Genomic DNA, 19,331 nt, shown 5'->3' on the forward strand with positions numbered 1-19,331 from the left:
CCCGCGGCGCGGTCGGAGGGCGGCAGGGCGGCCCGGCCCACGCCGCCGGCCGGGGCGCGGTAGGGGTCGAGGTCGTCCAGGACGGCGTCGCCGCCGGGGAGCCGGCGCAGGCCGTGCCACCCCGTTCCGGCGCCGGTGACCCGGCGGGCGCCGCGCAGCAGCACCGGGCCGGTGCGGTGGCCGTCCCGCGCGGAGGTCAGCCGGGCGGTGCGGGCGCGGGCCGTGAGCCGGACGACGCGGTCACCGGTCGTCAGCAGGCCGATGCCCGGGAGGGCCAGGCCGCCCGCGGGGGCGGCGAGTTCGACCGTGAACCCGGCTCCCGAGCGGAGCGCGGCCGCCGCGGCGACGGCCCCGAAGTGGTCCAGCTCGCCGGCGAGCGGGGCGCCGTCGGGCGCGGCCAGCGCGCGGGCCAGCCAGTTGCCGACGGACGGGTAGTCGAGGGTGTCCCGGACGGCCGGCGCGTCCCGTAGCTCCGCGCGCTCCAGCAGCCGCCAGTGCGCCTCGAAGCGCTCCAGCGAACGGGCGGGCACGGCACCGGGGTGCCGTTCCAGGCGGGTCAGCAGGGACTTGAGCAGCACCAGGCGTCTGCTGTGCAGGGCGCCGAGCAGGAGCACGAGGTCATCGGCGGTGGCCCTGGTCCGGGCCAGCCGGTCCAGCGCGGCCTGCGGTACGAGCCGGACGGCGAGCGGCAGCCGTCCGCCGCTGCCGTCGGGGTCCGGGGGGAGCGGGGGCGCGAGGCAGCGCGGTTGGCCGGATGACGCTCCCTCGCCGGTCTCCCCGGCCGGCGCTCCGCCTGTCACGCGCGGGCCCCGCCGGCCCCCGCGGGCTCCCTTAAACGGCCGCCCTGGGCACCGCTGGAGTACCAGGTCTCCTCCAGCTCGGCCGGGCGCCGGAGCGTGCTCTCGACCGCGGCCGCGAGGCCGGGATCCTGGAGCCCGCGCAGGCTGCGCAGACCCACGCCGCGGAGGTCGGGCAGCGGCGGCGCTGCCCCCGCTCCGCCCGCAGGGCCCGACGCAACGGCGTTCCTGTGCTTGGGCACCCTCTGCTCCTCCCCGCCGCGGTCCTGCCGCGGCTCCCGCCGGACTTCCGGTTGACGGCCCCCTCGCGGCTGCTCGGTTCTTCCCGGGCACCGCAATCCGGAAACCCGTTCGGATCAGGTACGGTCATCCGCCGGAAAGGCGGGCGACACTTTCCCGGGTGGCCCGGACCTCGTCCCAGGAGACGTCCGCCAGCCGGGCGGTGAGATCGCGCCACTCCCCCGCCGCGGCCCGGTACGCGGTCAGCGCCTGCCGGAACAGCCCCATCCGCTCCAGGGCCTCGCCGTAGCGGTGCGAGGCGCGCGCGGCGACGACGGAACCGGGTTCGCCCCCGGACGTCCGGCGCGCCTCCTCGGCCGCCGCCGCGAACGCGTCGGCCGCGTCCGCCAGCGGCACGCCGGGCGAGCGCTCCCGCAGGGCGAGCCGGGCCGTGCCCAGCTCCAGCCACGCCTCGGCCCGGGTGGCCCCTTCGGGGGCCCGGCGGGCGGACTGCTCCAGCAGGTGGCAGCTCTCGTACAGGTCGGGCAGGAAACCGAGCCGCCGGAAGCGCAGCAGCAGGGCCCGGCCCAGCAGCAGTTGGAGGCGCGGGCGGCGCGGCGAGCGCCCGGGGCTCACGGCGTACGCCTCGCGGAGGACGGCCTCGGCGCGGGTGACCGTCCGGGAGTCAACAGCTGTCCTGGTGGCTCCCGTTGCCCCGCCCGCCCCAGCCGCACCGACGGATCCGGCCGGCCCACCGGATCCGGCGGACGCGGCGGACCCCGCAGACGCGACCGGCCCGGCAGACCCGGGAACCTCAGCCATCCCCGCCGCCTCCCCCGCCTCCGCACGCCCGAGAAGCAACTCCCCCCACTCCGTGAGCAGATCGCACCGCCGCGGGCTGTCCCGGCCGGTCAGCGCGACGGCGGCCGTGTACGCCTCGTCCGCCCGGGGCCAGTCGGCCACGTCGGAGTGCACCCGGGCCTGTTCGACGCGTGCGTACAGCGACTGGAGCCCGTCCGCGGCGGCCTCCTCGGCACGGGCGAGGACGGAGAGCGCGGCGTCGGCGGGCTCGCCGGCCAGCCGCAGGGCCCGGCCGAGGTCGAGGAGGGCGGCGCAGCGCCGCCCGTCCGGCGCGTCCTCGGCCTCCAGCAGCTCGCAGGCGGCGCGGAGTTCGACGGCGGCCTCGGCGGCGCGCGGGATCCGGGACTCCGTCCCGGACTCGGCGAGTGCCAGGAGGACCCGGCCCAGGCGCAGCCGCCGGTCGGTCCCGGCGGGCAGGCCGCGCAGGGTCGTCTCGGCGGCGAGGAGTCCTGCGCGGTCGGCGTCGGTCCGCCAGCGGGCCCAGTGCGCGGCGGCCAGTTCGAGGCCGGACGCGGTGTGCGGCGGGGTGCCGGGGGCCGTGTGCGCGTGGGCCTCGGTGAGCAGTACGACGGCCCGGTCCAGCAGTCCGCGCCGGCCGGCCGGGTCGTCGCGGACGGACTCCGTGCCGGCCAGGGCCCGTAGGACGCCGCCGAGCACGAGCCGGGCCCGTACCCCCTCGTCGCGGCCGTCGCCGGTGAGCGGTCCCGCGGCCAGGGGGGCGACGAGTTCGCGCGCCTCGCGCAGGAGGGCGGGGTCGCCCTGGTCGTGCCAGAGCCGCAGCAGCCCCTCGGCCTCGCCGACCGGCCCGGTCTCCGGCGGCGTCGGCCGGTACCAGCGCACGACCCGGGCCGGGACCTGGGCGAACAGCTCGGGCTCCGGGGCGGGATCGGCCCCGTCCGGGGCGTCGGTGCCGCTGTCGGGCAGCGGGCGGCCGGAGAGCCGCGCGACCGCGAGCGCGGAGAAGTTGCGGGCGCTCCTGCCGAAGTGCCGTTCCACGTACTCGGAGCAGTGCTTGAGGACGAGGGTGGCCTCGCCCACGCCGAGCGACTGGAGCAGTAGTTCGCGGACGCCGTCGGCGAACTCGTACCAGGGCCCGGTCCCGGCGTCGGCCCCCGCCGGGGCGGGCACCCGCCAGAGCAGCCCGCCGAGCAGCACCTCGGCCAGCTCCATGGGCCCGGTGTCGGGCAGCATCGCCCGTTGGACCAGCTGCATCACGGGCAGCGCCAGCGGGACGGCCGCGAGGTGCACCGCGAGCCGCAGGGCGCCGGGCGAGGCCGTCGCGCGGAACGCCAGCAGCCGCGCGGCGGCGGTCGGGGCGTCGGCCCCCGGCCCGCCGCCGGCGGGCGGTGTGAGGGGCGGGTGCCTGGGCAGTACCCAGCCGGCCGCGCCGTGCACGGAGGTGCGCCCGTGCCCGGACAGCAGCTTGGCCCAGGCGCCCAGCGCCTCGCGGACGGGCAGCAGGACGGGCACGGGGAGGGCGCCGGGGCCGGGCGGGCGTCCGAAGGCGTCGGGTTCGAAGCCCAGCCGTCCGCCGGACATCGGGTCGCGGGTCAGCGTCCCGGCCTCGGCGGGCAGCGCGGTGCGCGGCCACAGCCGGGGTGGCAACGGCTGGACGACGGCGAGCGGGGCGGTCGCCGACCAGCGGTGCAGCAGCCGCTGGGCCTGCCCCTCCTGCCACAGGGGGCCCACGCAGTCACTGATGACCAGGGTGAGGCGGCGGCCCGAGGGGTCGAGGAACTGATCGGCGGTGCGCGGTCGTTGACGGGACGGGTCGGCGGAACCGCCGGCCGCCGAGGTGGCGATCAACGGCGTGCCGTCCGTGGCACGGTGCAGATAGCGCACCCGGACGTCCCGGAAGACGCCCAACTGCGAGCAGATCTGTTCGAGTTCGTCCAGCATCCGCTCCCAGACGACCATGGAGGACGAGGTGTCCATCAGCAGCTGCATCGCCGCCGCCTGCCGTTCGCCCCGGTGGTATGCGGGGTGCACGACGCCGGTGCGCGCGGCGCGGTCGGCGGTGGCGTCCTCGTCCAGCGGCCCGCGGGCGGGCGCGGCCAGCGACCGGTAGCCGCGCAGCGGGCGCAGGGCGCGCTGGAGGTCCAGGAGGCCGGGCAGGGACGCGGCACTGGGCACCCGGACGGGGAAGACGCGTTCCACGCCCCGGCCACCGTCGCCCGTGCCGCTCCGGCCGGTCTCCCCCGTCCCTCGGACACCGGTGTGCACGGCCACAGAGCCCTCGGGGGCCGGCTCCCCGCCGCCCGCCGACGGCCTGCGGGCCGTGCGCGTGTCCCGGTCGTGGTCCGCGGCCGGAGCCCCGGTGGTCCGGCCGTCGAGGGCGCCGCCGGCGCCCTCACCGTCCGCCGGCCGCTCGGTTCCGTCCCCGGGCGGGGTCCGCGCCCCGGGGTCCGGGGTCATCCGGCCGGCCAGCCAGACCGCGTCGGCTATCTCCTCCGCGGTGAAGTCGCCGGCACCGGCCCGCAGCCTGCCGACCAGTTCTTCCAACCACGGCTCGGGGGGCGCCGTCATCGCTCATCACCTCGGGCGGTCCAGCGGCTGCATCAGCATGTCGGCGAGCCGTTCGCGTGTGACGCGTTCCGTGCTGGGGGCGTGCTGGGTGAGGAACAGGGCGTTGAGCAGCTGGTCGGCGGCGACGACCTCGCCCGGCTCGCGCCGCAGGAAGCGCTGGATGAGCTCGTCGCCGTCCGTGACGGCGTCGTCCCCCAGGTGCGCCCGGACCATCGCGGTCAGCTGCTCCTCACCGGGCGGTTCGAGGTCGAGCTGGATACAGCGGCGCAACAGGGCGGCGGGAAAGTCGCGTTCGCCGTTGGAGGTGAGGACGATGAGCGGGAAGGTGGTGCAGCGGACCCGGCCGTCGCGGATCACGGCCCGGCCGCCGTCGTCCGTGCCCACCTCGACCTCGGGCTCGCGCTCGGCGATCCGCTCCAGCTCGTGGATCCGGAACTCGCCCTCCTCCAGCACGTTCAACAGGTCGTTGGGCAGGTCGAGATCGCTCTTGTCCAGCTCGTCGATGAGCAGCACCCGGGGCTGTTCCGCGGGGAGCAGGGCGGTGCCGAGCGGGCCCAGCCGGAGGTAGGAGCCGATCGAGTGGCGCTCGCCGACGTCCGCCCCGGCCCGCTCCAGCTGGACGTCCTGGAGCCGGGCGATGGCGTCGTAGTGGTAGAGGCCGTCCCGCAGGGTGGAGCGGCTGACGATCGGCCAGCGCAGCACCCGCCCCAGCTTGAGCTCGTAGGCCACGGCGTGGGCAAGAGTGGACTTCCCGGTTCCGGGCGTCCCCGTCACCAGCAGCGGACGGCGCAGGTACAGCGCGGCGTTGACCGCCTCGACCTCCTCGGGCCGCGGGTGGTGGTTCTCCACCAGACGGCGCTGCACCCCCAGCCGACGGGCCGCGCTCGGATCGGTGCCGGCACCGGTGTCGGGCCCGGCCGCTGCGAAGTCGCGCCACGGGGGTGGCGGCGGCAATCGCCGCACGCCGTCGTGCGGCAGGCCGGCTCCCCGGTAGATGCGCCAATCGTTCACATCGGGCTCCTCGTTGCCGGCGTGGCTCCCCCGGCCTGCACCGGCCGGGCCCCCACGCGTCCGCCGTCGCCGCTTCCGCTCCCCGGACGACGGTACCGGTCCGGGCGCGGCATGCCGAGCCTTTCCGTCGTGCTCCGTCTTTTCCCTGACACTTCCCTGTCAGCCCGCCGGAACACCCTCATGGACCGTCTCCCGGGCGCATACCCGGCGCCGACAGCGGCGGACCGGACGGCGGCGGGTGCTCCGGCGGATCCAGGAGCAGTGCGATGGACCGCGCCCACCGGGCGTCCTCGTCCGGTGCCTCCGGATCGGCGCAGCGGATGCGGAGGTTGCGCAGCCGGCGGTGGAGTCCCTCGGGCGTGTGCGCCTCGCACACCAGTCGGGCGACCTGCTCGTGGAATTCGACGCAATCGGTGTGCTCCCCGGCGCATCCCCGCCAGATCACCACCGCGTGCCCGGCGGCGAGCGCGGCGTCCAGGGCCGTGGCTCCCGCGCCGTGCGAGACGGGACCGCAGTAGACGGGCACGGCGGCCGGGTCCGCGTCCGAGAGCCGGGCGTACGCGGCGTGCTTGCTCTCCGGCCGGCGCGCGCCGTGTCCGGCGACGGGCACCTCCTTGCGCAGCGGCACGGCGGTCATCGGCCCGGCCGCGCAGCCGTTCCACCGCCGCTGCCACTCGGGGAAGTCGCGCCCGTCCCGGCGCCGCCGGTCCCGGACGACCACGACGCGGCGCTGTCCGAGCGGCATGGTGTGCGGGTCGAGGCCGTCGTCGTCCGTGCCGGGCGGGACGAGCCGCCAGGAGGCCACCGGTTCGTCGAACAGCTCGCGCGGCAGGATGAGTTGGAGCGCCGCCAGGTGCTCCCCCACGTCGCCCTGGCGCAGCGCCTCGGCTATCGGTTCGCGCAGCGCCTCGCTCAGGGCCGCCCGGCGGGCGCCGTGGGCGTCGTCGTAGAGCGGGGTGATCCGGTCGTCCTGGCCAAGCAGTTTGACGCGCCACGGGTAGCGGTCGCCGTACATCAGGCCGTCGACCTCCACGAGGACGTCGGCCCGGGCGTGGACTTCGGTCTCCTCGGGCGGCTCCACCGGCCCCGGACGGCCCTTGACCAGGTCGACCCCCTCGGCCGGCACGGGCCGCTCCGGGTCGGGGGCGGAGCGGCCGTGCAGGATGCGGTGGACCTCCTTGCGGATCACGTCCTGCAGGGCGTCCGCCTGGGTGGTCAGCCAGCCGGCCAGGTCGTTCAGCGGTTTGACGTCGGCGGGGTCGGCGAGCCGGCTGACGGACGCGGCGACCCACGCGGTGTAGAGCAGGACGGCCTCCAGCTCCAGGTCCCGCCCGGGGCCCGTCCCGCCGCCCGGCCAGTCCGCGCGGTCGGCGCGGCCCTCGGTGCCGTCCCGCAGGTCGTACAGCAGGCCGACGCCCTCCCGCCAGGTGCGCGGGTCGTGCTCGACGCCCGGCTGGTACGGGTCCTGGATCACCCGGCTCTTCGCCTGGTCGACCAGGGCCATCACCTCACCGGGCGTGCCGGGCTGGGTCAGTTCGGCGAGCCGGGCGAACAGCTGGGTGCGCAGCACCGGGGTGAAGCCGTCGGCCGTCGGCCGCAGTGTCTTCTGGATGCCGGTCCAGCTGCGGCCGGTGCCGACGGCGCGGTAGTGGCGCAGGTGGTAGCGGTCGTGGGCGCGGAGGACGGACTGCAGCCGGTCGCGCCCCGGGCGGTCGTTGGCGATCCGGCGCAGCGCCGTGACCGGCACCGCGAGCCCGTTCCGCTCGCCGCGCCCCTTGCTCACCCCGATGACCGCGCCCCGGCCGGTGTCCAGCACGGGCCCTCCGGAGCAGCCCTCCACGGGGATCTCGCCGCGCAGCAGCATCGCCTTGCCGCCGCCGTCCCCGCCGGTGGCGGTGCCGGTGCCGTAGCGCCAGCCCAGCTCGCCGGTCTCGCGCGACCAGCCGTACACGGCGACGGGGGCCGGGACGATCGCCGAACGGTCGCTGATCCAGAGGCATTCGGCGTCGCGCGCGTCCGCGACCTCGATCAGGGCGAGGTCGGGCAGCGGCCAGCGCTGCGGCGGGTCGTCGGGGTCGTCCGGGCGCGGCAGCGCGAAGACGACCTTGCCCGCGTGGACGCGCTCGCCGCTGTCCGTGACGTCGAGGGTGGTGGTGCCGTCCAGGACGCCGCGGCCTCCGTTCCCCACCACGTGGGCGCAGGTCAGGACCCAGCCGGGGGCGATGTAGAACCCCGTGCCCCAGAACCCGTCGTCCTCGCCTTCCGGTCCGGCACCTTCGGGCGCGCCGCCGGACGCGGAGATGCGGACGACGGACCGGTGCACGGTGGCTTCGTGGGGGTTCAAGGAGTGCTGGGGGTCGTCGGCGTTCCGGGGTCGGGGCCGAGGCCGCCCGGCCCGCTCTCCTTCCAGGTGAGCGTCACATTGATCGACGCCTTGCCGCCCGCGTCGGTGATCAGGCTGATCACCTGGCCCGACTGGGCGGACAGTTCGATGCCGAACTGCACCTGCACCTCCTGCGGCCGCGCCGCCGCGACGCCCATGCGGAGCGAGTCGACGACGCCCCGCACGGTGTCGGCGAGCCCGCTCGCCAGCCGGGCCACGCGGCGCGCGCCCGTGGAGTCCTGGTAACCGCCGCGGGGTCCGCCGCGGAGCTCCTGCGCCTCGCTGATCCTGGCCCAGACGACCGTGCCGTCGTCGAGCCGCACCTGGGTGATCCCGTCCGTCACGTTTCCCCCCGTCGTCGCGCCGTTGCCGCGATGATGCAGCAGGCTAGTCCTCGGACGTGACGGGCGCGAGAGGCCGTGGCCAACGCTGGCTCCCGGGGCCTGGGGACCCCGCCTATCCTGGGGACGATCCCTGACCCCTGTTGACGGAGAGAGCGTTGTACTTCACCGACCGCGGCATCGAGGAGCTGGAGAACCGACGGGGCGAGGAGGAGGTCACCCTCGGCTGGGTCGCCGAACAGCTGCGCACCTTCGTGGACCTCAACCCGGACTTCGAGGTGCCGGTGGAGCGACTGGCGACGTGGCTGGCGCGCCTGGACGACGAGGACGACGAGTAGACGAGTAGACGAGGACGACGAACAACGAGCGGGTCGCGGGGCTCGGGCGCGGCCTCACACCCCCTGGCCCGCGTCCCGCCCCGCCCGCCACCGGTCGTACAGCAGGGTCAGCGCGCCGTCCGCGACCAGCGCCGCCCCGGCCGCCCGCCACCCGCGCCGCGCGCCGCCCCGGGACCAGGCCAGCAGGGCGACGCCCGCGGCGAGTTCGGCGGTGCCGAGGGCACGGGCGCGGGGGCCGCGGGTCCAGGCGCCGAGCACGCCGTGCTCCGCCGCGTCGAGCCCCCCGCAGACCGCGGCCCGCCAGCCCGGCCAGTCCACGGGCTCGGCGTCCGGCAGCAGACCGGCCGCTTCGCAGAGCCGGCCGGCGGCCAGGCCGGGGACGAGACCGGGGCCGAGCTGGAGCCCCGCCCGGGCCAGCACCGCCGCCAGGCCCAGGACGCGGGCGGCCCCGTCGGCCTCCGCATCCGGCTGCGTCAGCCGGTCGAACGCCGCCCCGTCGAGCACGGGGTCGAGGCCGAGCCGGGTCCGGAGGGCGGTCAGCGCCTCCTCCTCGCCGAGCGGGGTGCCGTCCGCGAGCCAGGTGTGGCCCACCGTGCGGCGGAAGCCCGCCGCCACCACGAACCCCGCGCCGTCCTCGTCCCACCACAGCCCGACCACCGGCCAGCTCTCGGCCACGGTCAGCGCGTGCGCCCAGTCCGCCGCGACCGCGGCGAGGTGGGTGCCGGCCTCGCGCCAGGACTCCTCCGCGGGCACCAGGACGCTCCACCCCTCGCCCGCCGGGGCCAGCAGCATCGGCCGCCGCAGGAGCTGCGCGGCGGGTCGTACGCGGTCGGGCGCGGCCCGGCAGAGCAGCAGGAGTCCCGCGGCCGGGATGTGATCAGTGGCGGGATCAGTAGCGGACATGCGTCAACGCTATGCCAAGCGGTCGGCCTTGACTTCCACGATCCGCGATATATCGTGTTCACTGTCAGACGCGATAAGACGCGATATGTTGTGTGTCTCGCGGCAGCCGCGCGGCACCCCGCGGCGGCCGCACCTCTCGCGTCCGCCCGCACCGGCACACACGCCACAGGAGGCCCAGGATGTCGACACCATCGGAGTGGTCGCTGACCGCACCGCAGAATCTGACCTTCGACGAGCCGGTCACGGCCCTGGACGTGCGCCTGGTCAACGGCACCGTCAACGTCGTCGGCACCGACGCGGGACCCGCCCGGCTGGAGCTGTCGGCGGTCTCCGGGCCGCCGCTCGTCGTCACCCTCAAAGGTGGCACCCTCACGGTCGGCTATGAGGACCTGCCCTGGAAGGGCTTCCTCAATTGGCTGGACGGCAAGGGCTGGCAGCGCAGCGCCACCGTGACGCTCGCCGTCCCGGCCGACACCCGCGTCAAGGTCGGGGTGGTCGGCGCCTCGGCAGTCGTCTCCGGCGTCTCCGGGGCCACGGACGTCCGCGGCGTCACCGGCGACACCACCCTCGTCGGCCTCACCGGGCCGGTCCGCGCCGAGAGCGTCTCGGGCGGCCTGGAGGCCCAGTCGCTCACCGGGACGCTCCGCTTCAACTCCGTCTCCGGCGACCTCACCCTCGTCGAGAACCGGAGCGGGACGGTCAAGGCCGAGTCCGTCAACGGCAGCATGGTCATCGACCGCGCCGAACCCGACGGCGCCGGCACCGGCACCGACAGCCGGACCTTCACCCTCGACCTCACCACCGTCTCCGGCGACGTCGCCCTGCGGCTGCCCCGGCCGGTGGACGCCGTGGTGGAGGCCGCCACCGCGACCGGCGCCGTCTCCTGCGCCTTCCACGAACTGCGCGTCGGCGGCCAGTGGGCCGGCAAGCACATCAACGGCGAGCTCGGCACCCCCGACGGCAGCCGGATCAAGGTCACCTCCGTCTCGGGCGCGGTCGCCCTGCTGCACCGGCCGCCGGCCGCGGACGGCTCCGACGCGCCCGCCCAGGGAAAGGCCCTCTGATGCCCCCCGTCTTCGCCCACGGCCGCCTGCGCCTCTACCTGCTCAAGCTGCTCGACGAGGCGCCGCGCCACGGCTACGAGATCATCCGGCTGCTGGAGGAGCGCTTCCAGGGCCTCTACGCCCCGTCCGCCGGCACCGTCTACCCCAGGCTCGCCAAACTGGAGGCCGAGGGCCTGGTCAGCCACACCACCGAGGGCGGCCGCAAGGTCTACGCGATCACCGACGCGGGCCGCGCCGAACTCACCGGCCGCCAGGACGAACTGGAGGCGCTGGAGCGCGAGATCCAGGACTCCGTCACCGCCCTCGCCGACGACATCCGCGAGGACGTCCGCGGCGCGGCCGGGGCGCTCCGCCGCGAGATGCGCGAGGCGGCGGGCCGGCTCCGGTCGGACGGCACCGGCGCCGGCGACCCCCTCACGGGCATGAAGGAGGAGTTGCGCCGGGTCAAGGAGGAGTGGAAGGAGCAGGCGCGCCGAGCAAAGGAAGAGAGCCGCCGCGCCCGCGAGGAGGCCCAGCAGGCCCGCCACCAGGCGCGCCGGGCGCAGGAGCACACGCGGGACGAGATGCTGCGCATCACGGAGCGCGTCCAGGAGCAGGTCCGCGAGCACGCGCGGCGCGGCGACTGGCCGACCGGTCTTATGGAGGGCGTCAGCGCCCTCGCCAAGGAACTCGGCACCCTGGCGGGCGGCGGCCCGCGCGAGCCCGGCCCTTCGGTGCGCGTCGACCGCGCGGACGCTCCCGAGTGGGCGTCGGCGGACGACACCCGCTCCACGGACCCGGCCCGTGACCTGGACCGCCTCCTGGACCGCTTCCGCGACGAGATCCGCGACGCGGCACGGGACCACGGCGTGACCGCGGACCAACTGGCGGAGTGCCGTGCGCACTTGGCCGAGGCGGTGGTACGGGTGGGTTCGGTGCTGCGGAAGTGACGCCCGGGTCATGATGTGAGGCGGCGGCGGGTGCACGAGGTCACCCCAGAATGATCAGCATCGGCAGGACGAAGGCCGTTTCCTCCGGCCCGCCCAGTCGATGAATCCGATATGACGATCAACGCCGCCTCACCCTCCCCCAACCCCACCCCCGTCCCGGACCGGGCCCGTCTGACCGAACTCCTCTTCCTGGACGGCCCCTCCGACACGGACCTCCACGCGCACTGGCGCAAGGCCGTCTCGGCCGACCTGTTCCGCCACCCCGGCGACGCGCCGGCCGAGGAGCGGTGGCGGCTGGCCTACCGGCGGCTGCGGGCGCTGAACGACGAACTGCCCGTACCCGCCGAGAACCTGGCGAGCGACCCGCGCGCCCTCGCCTCGCTGCACGAGTGGGCCTCGGTCGTGGACGGGGCGACGGCGACCGTGGCCGGGATCCACTACAACCTGTTCCTCGGCAGCCTGCTCGACGACGAGGCCTCGCCGCCCCGCGACCTGGGCGCTTTCACGTCCCTCGCCCGCACGGGCACCTTCCTGTGCACCGAGGACGCGCACGGCAACGACGCCGCCGCGCTGGAGACCGTCGCCCGGTACGACCGCGAGCACGACGCGTTCGTCCTGCACACCCCGAACCCGGGCGCGCGCAAGTACATGCCCAACACCAGTCCTGCGGGCGGCGCCAAGACGGCCGTCGTCGCGGCCCGGCTGCTCGTCGGGGACCGCGACGAGGGCGCCTTCCTCTTCCTCACGCCGCTCACCGACCACCACGGACGGCCCCTGCCGGGCATCACCGTGGAGCCACTGCCGGAGCGCGTCGGCAGCCCGGTCGACCACTGCGTGACCGCCTTCGACCATGTGCGCCTGCCCCGCACCGCGCTGCTCCAGGGGGCGCACGGACGGCTGTCGCCGGACGGTACGTTCACCAGTGCCGTCGGCAGCACCCGCAAGCGCTTCCTGCACGCCATCGGCCGGGTGACGACGGGCAAGCTGTGCATGAGCGCGAGCACCCTGGGCGGCTCCCGGGCCGCGCTCGCGATCGCGACCCGCTATGGCCACCTGCGGCACGTCTCCGGCCCCGGCGGACGCCCCGTCCCGCTGGTCGCGCACCGCAGCCACCACGCCCGGCTGCTCGAACGCGTGGCAACTGCCTACGCGATGACGTTCCTCCACCGGTACGCCACCGCGCGGTGGGCCGACGCCGCGCCCGCCGCCGCGTCACCCGCCGACCGCGCGGAGGACGAGCGCCTGGTGGCCGTGGTCAAGGGCTGGGTCACCTGGCAGGCCCGGGACATCACCGTCGAGTGCCGCGAACGCTGCGGCGCGCGGGCGCTGTTCCCGGTGAACGGGCTCGCGGAGTACCCCGCCAACGCGGAGGGCGCGATCACCGCCGAGGGCGACAACCTGGCGGTCTGGTGCAAGGCCGGTGCCGAAATGATCTTCGGTCGGGAGCCGGCGCCGCGGGCCGTGGAGGCCACCGGCGCGGAGGACCCGGCGGACCCGGACTTCCTGCGCCGCGCGCTGGCCGCGGCGGAACGCCACTGGCACCTGGCCGCCCGCCGCGACCTGCGCGGCACCGGCACCCGGCGCGAGGACGCGTTCGCCCGCTGGAACAACGCCTCCGACGCCGCCCTGAACCTGGTCGAGACCCACGCCGTGGGTCTCGCCGCCGACGCGTTCACGGCGGTCCGTGCCCGTGTGACCGACCCCGGCACCCGGTCCGTACTGGACGATCTGTGCGCACTGTTCCTGCTGAGGCAGGTGGGCCCGCGCGCCGGACTCCTCCTCGCCGAGCGGGCCCTCACCGACGGCCAGGTCCGCGCGTTGCCGGAGGCCACGGCCCGGCTCACCGCGCGGCTCGCACCCCACCTGTCCGTCCTCACGGAGGCCTTCGACGTCCCGGAGGAGCACCTGGCGTCCCTGCCGATGCTGACGGGGCGGACGGCGGTGGGTGGCTAGCGGCGGCGCTCAGCCCTTCCGGCCCGCGAACGCGGGCGAACCGGGCGGCCGTTCGCCTTCGCGACGACGACGCGCAACAGCGGGCCGCGGGCGGCCTGTCCGGCCGTCTGCCGTGCCGGGAAGAGCCGGGCAGCGCGACCATGACGGCGATCGCCACCACCGTGACCTCGGAGGCCCGGCGGAGCCGGAGGTACGACCGAACAGCGACGTGCCGACGATTCTCACCCGGACCGTGTCGGTCACCGGGTCGTGGTGGTGGCGCGGCGAGATGGCGGCGCGCACCGGTCGACGCACAACTTGGCCCAGTGGAACGTCGGTTGGGCGCGGGGGTGGCCCAGGTTCCTCAAGGCTGCCTCCGATGGGCTGCGGCGTCCCAGGGCTGCCAGTCGCCCTCTCGCGTCGCGGGGGTCACAGGGACACCGCCGCCGCGAGGCGGCCGTGACCAAGACCCTGCCCGTCCGCCCCGTGATCGTCGTACACCCGGACGGGACGCGGCCCCGGAGTCCTCGGGGCCGCGCCGGGGTCCGCCCGTAGGGGATCCGCGCTCGCGCCTCAGGGTTCGCCCTGTCGTGCCACCACCTCGACCACGGCGCCGGGCCGGGCGCGCACCGTGATCCGCCCCCGCTCGTCCGGGCGGACGCGCGTCGTGTCCGGCCGGGCCGGTCCGGAGACCGTGACGCGCCAGCCGCGCGGCGACGGGGGCAGCGTCAGCTCGGTCCTGCCGCCGCCCGCCGCCGAGGCCGTGTAGGACAGCCGGTAGCCGCCGTCCCGGGGGTCGTACGACGCGTTCCGTACGTCGCCCGCCACGGCCGGCGCGTACGGCCGGGCCGTGCCCTCCTTGTGCCGCTGGAAGCGGCCCTCGCGGTCGAGGGCGCAGTAGCCGCCGCCGTAGCACCAGGTCCAGCCCGCCCAGCCGGAGCCGTACCGGTCCAGGGAGGCGAGCGCGTCCGCGTAGTAGCGGCCCATGTTCGGCAGGGTGCTGTCGGGCGGACCCCACTCGCCGACCACGACCGGGATCCGCCGCTCGCGCGGGTAGTGGACGACGGCCGCCTCGTAGCGCTCGATCCAGCGGGCCGCCGGGTCGTAGTCGGCGCCGGTCTCCATGGAGGTCTCGTAGAAGTGCGGCGCGTAGACGATCCGGCCGGCCGGGTCCTCGATCCGGCCGAGGGCGGTCGGGACGCCCTCGCCGACGACGGGGGTGGGCTCGACGAAGATCCGGTGCCTGCGGTCGACCGTGCGGATCGCCGCGACGAGGCGGTTGTACATGGCCGTGACCTGAGTGGCCTCCACGCGCCGGGCGGCCGTCGGCAGGTCCTCGCCCGGGCGCAGCCGTCCCATCGGCTCGTTGATCAGGTCGTAGCCGTACACGGCGGGGTGGCCGGCCAGCCGGCCGGCGAGCACCCGCCACATCCGCTGCTGGGCCCGCCGGAGGTCCGCGTCCTCGTAGAGGTGCTCGAAGGCGGCCTGCACGCCGGGCTCGAAGTACTCGGCGAACCAGTCGTCCGGGTGCGGCCGGTACGGCAGTCCGTCGGTGCGGGTGGCCCACTCGGGGATGCCCCGGTGGCCGCCGAACGCGGGCCCGTAGACGTCCTGGTGGGCGTCGATCACGACCCGGACGCGGTACCGGGCCGCCCAGTCCAGGATCCGTTCGATCTTCCGCAGATAGCGCTCGCTGTACCGGCCGGGCCGGGGTTCCAGGTCGTCCCAGAACACCGCGAGCCGGGCGAAGTCGAAGCCCCGGGCCGACAGGTCCCGGAGGTGGCGCTCGGTGATGTCCTCCAGGGCCCGGTCGCCGCGGTGCTCCTTGTCGGCGAGGTTCCAGCCGCGCAGGGTGAGGGTCCGCCCGCTGTCGTCGGTCAGCGGGGGGATGCCGTCGCCCGGCGCGGCCGCCGGTGCCGCGACCGCGGCGGGGGTCAGGGGTACGAGTGGTGCGACAGGTGTCAGCAGCGCCAGCACCGCGGCCACGACGGGCCACGTGCCGCGCAGGCGTCTCGTCCGCATCCGACGGTCATACCGTCAGGACGACCTTCCCGAACAGCTCGCCCTCGGCCATCCTTTCGAGCCCCTCGCGCGCCCGGTCCAGCGGCAGCACGGAGTCGATCACCGGCCGGACGCCGGTGGCCGCGCAGAACTCCAGCAGGTCCGCCAGCTCCTCCTTGCTGCCCATGGTCGAACCGACGATCTTGAGCTCCAGGAAGAAGACCCGGGTCAGCTCCGCGGCCGGCGGGTTCGGCCCGCTCGTGGCGCCGGAGATGACGAGCGTGCCGCCCGGCTTGAGGGACTTGACCGAGTGCGACCAGGTCGCGGCGCCCACCGTCTCGATGACCGCGTCCACCCGGTGCGGCAGCCGCGCGCCCGGCTCGAACGCGTCCTCCGCGCCCAGCTCCACGGCGCGCCGCCGCTTCGCCTCGTCCCGGCTCGTCGCGAAGACCCGCAGCCCGGCGGCCGCGCCCAGCACGATCGCCGCCGTGGCCACCCCGCCGCCCGCCCCCTGGACCAGGACGCTCTGTCCGGGGCGTACCCCCGCGTTGGTGAACAGCATCCGGTAGGCGGTCAGCCAGGCGGTCGGCAGGCAGGTGGCCTCTTCGAAGGACAGCTCCTTCGGCTTCGGCAGCAGGTTCCACGTGGGCACCGTGACCCGTTCCGCGAACGTGCCCTGATAGCGCTCGGTGAGCAGCGAGCGCGGCTCGTCGGGCGCGACCCCGTGGCCCGTCTGCCCGATGACGGAGTGGACGACGACCTCGTTGCCCTCCTCGTCCAGGCCCGCGGCGTCGCAGCCCAGGATCATCGGCAGCGCCTTCTCGCTGATCCCCACCCCGCGCAGCGTCCACAGGTCGTGGTGGTTGAGGGAAGCGGCCTTGACAGTGACGGTCGTCCATCCGGGCCTGTCCCCGGGCTCGGGGCGTTCGCCCAACTCAAGCCCGTTCAGTGGCTGGTCCCGGTCGATGCGTGCGGCATAGGCGGCGAACATGAGGCGAACCTAGCGGGGGGACGGGGGTCCGGGGAACGGGGGCGCGGTGTGACTCGGCTCGCGTCACGGAGGGGGTGCCCCGGTCCCGCCCTTTCTCCGTTTCTGCGGGGAGCGCCCCGCACCCCTGCGAAAGCGGCTTCGCCGCTTGTCCTCAAGCGCCGGACGGGCTGACTTCAGCCCGTTGGGGGTGCCCCCTCTGGTGGGAGGGCCGGGGCACACCCCCCGGCCCCCGCCGCAAGCCCTACCGCCGCGCAACCCCATCCGCCCGCGCCGCAGCCGCAACAGCGGCGGTCACCGCAGGAGCGACCCGCTCGTCGAACGGCGACGGAATCACCCGGTCCGCACTCAGCTCATCCGCCACCACCGCGGCCAACGCCTCGGCCGCGGCCAGCTTCATCCCCTCGGTGATCCGCGAGGCGCGCACCTGCAGCGCCCCCGCGAAGATCCCGGGGAACGCCAGCACGTTGTTGATCTGGTTGGGGTAGTCGCTGCGCCCGGTGGCGACGACGGCCGCGTACCGGTGGGCGACGTCCGGGTGGATCTCCGGGTTCGGGTTGGCCATCGCGAAGATCAGCGCGTTGGGCGCCATCGTGGCGACGGCGCGCTCGGGAACGGTGCCACCGGAGACGCCGATGAAGACGTCGGCGCCGTCCAGGGCGGACTCCAGCGACCCGACGACGCCCGCCTTGTTGGTGAACCCGGCCAGCTCGCGCTTGACGTCCGTCAGGTCCTCGCGGTCCCGGGAGACGATGCCCTTGCGGTCGCACACGGCGACGTCGCCGATGCCCGCCTCGACCAGGATGCGGGCGATGGCGACGCCGGCCGCCCCGGCGCCGGACACGACGGCGCGCAGGTCACCGAGGGTGCGTCCGGTCAGCTTGGCGGCGTTGCGCAGGGCGGCGAGGGTGACGACGGCGGTGCCGTGCTGGTCGTCGTGGAAGACCGGGATGTCCAGCCGCTCCTGGAGGCGCCGCTCGACGTCGAAGCAGCGCGGGGCGGAGATGTCCTCCAGGTTGATCCCGCCGAAGGACGGCGCCATCCGGGCGACGGTCTCGACGAGGTCGTCCACCTCCCGGCAGTCGAGCGCGATCGGCACCGCGTCCACCCCGCCGAACTGCTTGAAGAGGATGGCCTTGCCCTCCATGACGGGCAGGGACGCCTCGGGCCCGATGTCCCCCAGGCCGAGGACGGCGCTGCCGTCCGTGACGACCGCGACGACCTGGGACTTCCAGGTGTAGTCGTGGACGAGTTCCGGCTGTTCCGCGATCGCGGTGCACACCTTGGCGACGCCCGGTGTGTAGGCGAGGGACAGGTCGTCCGCGTCCCGCACGGGAACGGTCGCCCGGACGGCCATCTTGCCGCCCCGGTGCAGCGCGAAGGCCGGATCGAAGGGCTCGTCCCGAGCACCCTCCTCGGCACTGCTCCCGCTACGAGGATTGACGATCTCCGCTGCCACTTTCTTGACCCCTTTGTCGAGATTTCCATCGAGGGTATATCCGCCCCTGGAGTGCGGGACGGTCGGGCGTGGTGTCCGCTTCCCCGGCGGTGGCCGGGGAGTGGCGCGACCGTCTCATCGACGGTCCGCCGGTCCGCGCGCGAGGCGCGGTGCGGGGAGTGCGAACACCGGGCGCGCTGCACGGGCGCGCCCTGAGCCCCGGGTGCGGGGGGTAAGGGCCCTTTCTACCGGATGAGCGATACGGCCGACGAGTGAGATCCGGCGTTCTCTGCCCTGCCACGCCCATCTCGGCCGGAAATCGGTGTCAACTGTTGCTCCGAGTCCATGGAGTGAGACGTGAGGCTCGTGAGATGCATCTCTCTCCGAGAACGAACGGAAGCGATCATTCAACGCACTACGACCTGAACATCCCGAAACTGCAACCGGATCATCCCGTTATCCGATTTTGACATTGCTGGCCCCCCGAACGGTGTAGTCCAGATGGCAAGATGCCCCAACCACCACAGGTCGCGGCAGCCGACGAAGTGTGCTGATGGCCTGGGAGGTGACCCGCGTGAATTCCGTGTGAAGAGTCGGCTATCCCCTCACCCGCAGGAGGAACCAGCAATGACCGCAAGCACCACCCCCCGCCCGGCTGCCGCCAGGAGTCGTTTGGCCGCCGCCGGCGCGATCGCGGTCGCCGGCGCCCTGCTGCTGACCGGCTGTGGCGACCAGACGAAGGACAAGTCCAAGGACGGCGGCGGCGACTCGTCGTCCGCCGGGGCCTCGGCACCGCTGTTCGACAAGCTGCCGCAGTCCGTCAAGAGCTCCCGCGTCATCCAGGTCGGCTCCGACATCGCCTACCCCCCGGTGGAGTACAAGGACGGCGGCAAGACCGTCGGCCTCGACCCCGACATCGCCGACGCCCTGGGCAAGCAGCTGGGGGTCCGCTTCGAGTTCAACAACTCGAAGTTCGACGCCCTCGTCGCCGGCCTCCGCTCCAAGCGGTACGCCGTGGCCATGTCGGCCATGACGGACACCAAGGACCGGCAGGAGGGCGTCGACCCGAAGACCAAGAAGAAGGTCACCGACGGCCTCGACTTCGTCGACTACTTCCAGGCCGGTGTCTCCCTCTACACACCCAAGGGCAAGACGCAGGGGATCAAGGACTGGAAGGACCTGTGCGGCAAGAAGGTCGCCGTCCAGCGCGGCACCGTCTCGCACGACCTCGCCCTGGCCCAGTCCGAGAAGTGCGAGGGCGACAAGATCTCCATCGAGGCGTTCGACACCGACGTCCTCGCCCAGACCCGGCTGCGCGGCGGCGGTGCCGACGTCGGGGCCAGCGACTTCCCCGTCGCCGCCTACGCGGTGAAGACCTCCGGCGGCGGCAACGACTTCGAGATCGTCGGCGACCAGGTGGAGGCGGCGCCCTACGGCATCGCGATCCCCAAGACGGACCCCCAGCTCCGGGACGCCATCAAGGCCGCCCTGGACAACATCATCAAGAGCGGCGAGTACGCGAAGATCCTCGACAAGTGGAACGTCAAGGCGGGCGCCATCAAGGAAGCCAGGATCAACGGCGGTTCCTGACGCACTGCCC

The 19,331-nt window shown here is 74.8% G+C and carries 14 protein-coding genes and 1 pseudogene; 5 read left to right on the forward strand and 10 right to left on the reverse strand.

Annotation, left to right across the window (positions count from 1 at the left end):
- From HN013_RS16985 to HN013_RS17010, 6 genes and pseudogenes are all read right to left on the reverse strand, one after another.
- Positions 1 to 800: pseudogene (locus HN013_RS16985) on the reverse strand (hypothetical protein); the annotation flags it as partial.
- The gene (locus HN013_RS16990; RefSeq protein ID WP_171167007.1) at positions 797 to 1,039 is read right to left on the reverse strand and encodes a hypothetical protein; all 243 of its coding nucleotides are present in this window, start codon (positions 1,037 to 1,039) and stop codon (positions 797 to 799) included. The gene HN013_RS16990 and the pseudogene HN013_RS16985, both read right to left, overlap by 4 nt.
- 124 nt (positions 1,040 to 1,163) lie before the next feature.
- A complete protein-coding gene (locus HN013_RS16995; RefSeq protein ID WP_171167011.1) occupies positions 1,164 to 4,403 on the reverse strand; it encodes an SAV_2336 N-terminal domain-related protein in 3,240 nt (1,079 codons plus the stop codon).
- Between the two features lie 6 nt (positions 4,404 to 4,409).
- Positions 4,410 to 5,414, reverse strand: a complete 1,005-nt coding sequence (locus tag HN013_RS17000) for a MoxR family ATPase (RefSeq protein ID WP_171167013.1) — start codon at positions 5,412 to 5,414, stop codon at positions 4,410 to 4,412.
- A gap of 178 nt (positions 5,415 to 5,592) precedes the next feature.
- Positions 5,593 to 7,758 carry a trypsin-like peptidase domain-containing protein gene (locus tag HN013_RS17005; protein WP_171167015.1) on the reverse strand — a complete coding sequence of 722 codons (2,166 nt, stop codon included), beginning with the start codon at positions 7,756 to 7,758 and terminating at the stop codon, positions 5,593 to 5,595.
- Positions 7,755 to 8,141: a CU044_2847 family protein gene (locus HN013_RS17010; RefSeq protein ID WP_171167017.1), complete on the reverse strand. Its 387-nt coding sequence runs from the start codon at positions 8,139 to 8,141 to the stop codon at positions 7,755 to 7,757. The genes HN013_RS17005 and HN013_RS17010 overlap by 4 nt, the downstream gene beginning before the upstream one ends.
- 155 nt (positions 8,142 to 8,296) lie before the next feature.
- On the opposite strand from HN013_RS17010, the gene HN013_RS17015 reads away from it, so the two are divergent.
- A complete protein-coding gene (locus tag HN013_RS17015; protein WP_004937694.1) occupies positions 8,297 to 8,476 on the forward strand; it encodes a DUF6104 family protein in 180 nt (59 codons plus the stop codon).
- A 54-nt stretch (positions 8,477 to 8,530) separates the two neighbouring features.
- Here HN013_RS17015 and HN013_RS17020 read toward each other — a convergent pair whose 3' ends face one another.
- Positions 8,531 to 9,379 (reverse strand): hypothetical protein, encoded by an 849-nt coding sequence (locus HN013_RS17020; RefSeq protein ID WP_171167019.1) that lies wholly within the window; start codon positions 9,377 to 9,379, stop codon positions 8,531 to 8,533.
- A 179-nt stretch (positions 9,380 to 9,558) separates the two neighbouring features.
- Here HN013_RS17020 and HN013_RS17025 point away from each other — a divergent pair, with 179 nt between their 5' ends.
- The 3 genes from HN013_RS17025 to HN013_RS17035 all read left to right on the forward strand — a co-directional run bounded on the left by HN013_RS17025 (position 9,559) and on the right by HN013_RS17035 (position 13,325).
- Positions 9,559 to 10,443 (forward strand): DUF4097 family beta strand repeat-containing protein, encoded by an 885-nt coding sequence (locus HN013_RS17025; protein WP_171167021.1) that lies wholly within the window; start codon positions 9,559 to 9,561, stop codon positions 10,441 to 10,443.
- A complete protein-coding gene (locus HN013_RS17030; RefSeq protein WP_171167023.1) occupies positions 10,443 to 11,372 on the forward strand; it encodes a PadR family transcriptional regulator in 930 nt (309 codons plus the stop codon). Before HN013_RS17025 ends, HN013_RS17030 begins: the two co-directional genes overlap by 1 nt.
- A gap of 111 nt (positions 11,373 to 11,483) precedes the next feature.
- Positions 11,484 to 13,325, forward strand: coding sequence for an acyl-CoA dehydrogenase (locus HN013_RS17035; protein WP_171167024.1), 1,842 nt, complete (start codon positions 11,484 to 11,486; stop codon positions 13,323 to 13,325).
- Between the two features lie 552 nt (positions 13,326 to 13,877).
- Here the strand turns inward: HN013_RS17035 and HN013_RS17040 are convergent.
- From HN013_RS17040 to HN013_RS17050, 3 genes are all read right to left on the reverse strand, one after another.
- Positions 13,878 to 15,326, reverse strand: coding sequence for a cellulase family glycosylhydrolase (locus HN013_RS17040; protein WP_171167026.1), 1,449 nt, complete (start codon positions 15,324 to 15,326; stop codon positions 13,878 to 13,880).
- A gap of 7 nt (positions 15,327 to 15,333) precedes the next feature.
- Positions 15,334 to 16,296 (reverse strand): zinc-binding dehydrogenase, encoded by a 963-nt coding sequence (locus tag HN013_RS17045; RefSeq protein ID WP_171167028.1) that lies wholly within the window; start codon positions 16,294 to 16,296, stop codon positions 15,334 to 15,336.
- Positions 16,297 to 16,537: 241 nt separating this feature from the next.
- Positions 16,538 to 17,752: an NADP-dependent malic enzyme gene (locus HN013_RS17050; RefSeq protein WP_171167030.1), complete on the reverse strand. Its 1,215-nt coding sequence runs from the start codon at positions 17,750 to 17,752 to the stop codon at positions 16,538 to 16,540.
- Positions 17,753 to 18,358: 606 nt separating this feature from the next.
- Here HN013_RS17050 and HN013_RS17055 point away from each other — a divergent pair.
- On the forward strand, positions 18,359 to 19,321 hold the full coding sequence (locus HN013_RS17055; RefSeq protein WP_171167033.1) for an ABC transporter substrate-binding protein: 963 nt from the start codon (positions 18,359 to 18,361) through the stop codon (positions 19,319 to 19,321).
- Positions 19,322 to 19,331: the final 10 nt, after the last annotated feature.

The sequence above is a fragment of the Streptomyces sp. I05A-00742 genome (assembly GCF_013055795.1).
Classification (GTDB): domain Bacteria; phylum Actinomycetota; class Actinomycetes; order Streptomycetales; family Streptomycetaceae; genus Streptomyces.

Bases quoted from the DNA above. Each gene is read 5' to 3' on its own strand.
- HN013_RS17020 (WP_171167019.1), bottom strand. From the start codon at position 9,379: ATGTCCGCTACTGATCCCGCCACTGATCACATCCCGGCCGCGGGACTC.
- HN013_RS17045 (WP_171167028.1), bottom strand. From the start codon at position 16,296: ATGTTCGCCGCCTATGCCGCACGCATCGACCGGGACCAGCCACTGAAC.
- HN013_RS17035 (WP_171167024.1), top strand. From the start codon at position 11,484: ATGACGATCAACGCCGCCTCACCCTCCCCCAACCCCACCCCCGTCCCG.
- HN013_RS17025 (WP_171167021.1), top strand. From the start codon at position 9,559: ATGTCGACACCATCGGAGTGGTCGCTGACCGCACCGCAGAATCTGACC.
- HN013_RS17040 (WP_171167026.1), bottom strand. From the start codon at position 15,326: ATGCGGACGAGACGCCTGCGCGGCACGTGGCCCGTCGTGGCCGCGGTG.
- HN013_RS17055 (WP_171167033.1), top strand. From the start codon at position 18,359: ATGACCGCAAGCACCACCCCCCGCCCGGCTGCCGCCAGGAGTCGTTTG.
- HN013_RS17030 (WP_171167023.1), top strand. From the start codon at position 10,443: ATGCCCCCCGTCTTCGCCCACGGCCGCCTGCGCCTCTACCTGCTCAAG.
- HN013_RS16995 (WP_171167011.1), bottom strand. From the start codon at position 4,403: ATGACGGCGCCCCCCGAGCCGTGGTTGGAAGAACTGGTCGGCAGGCTG.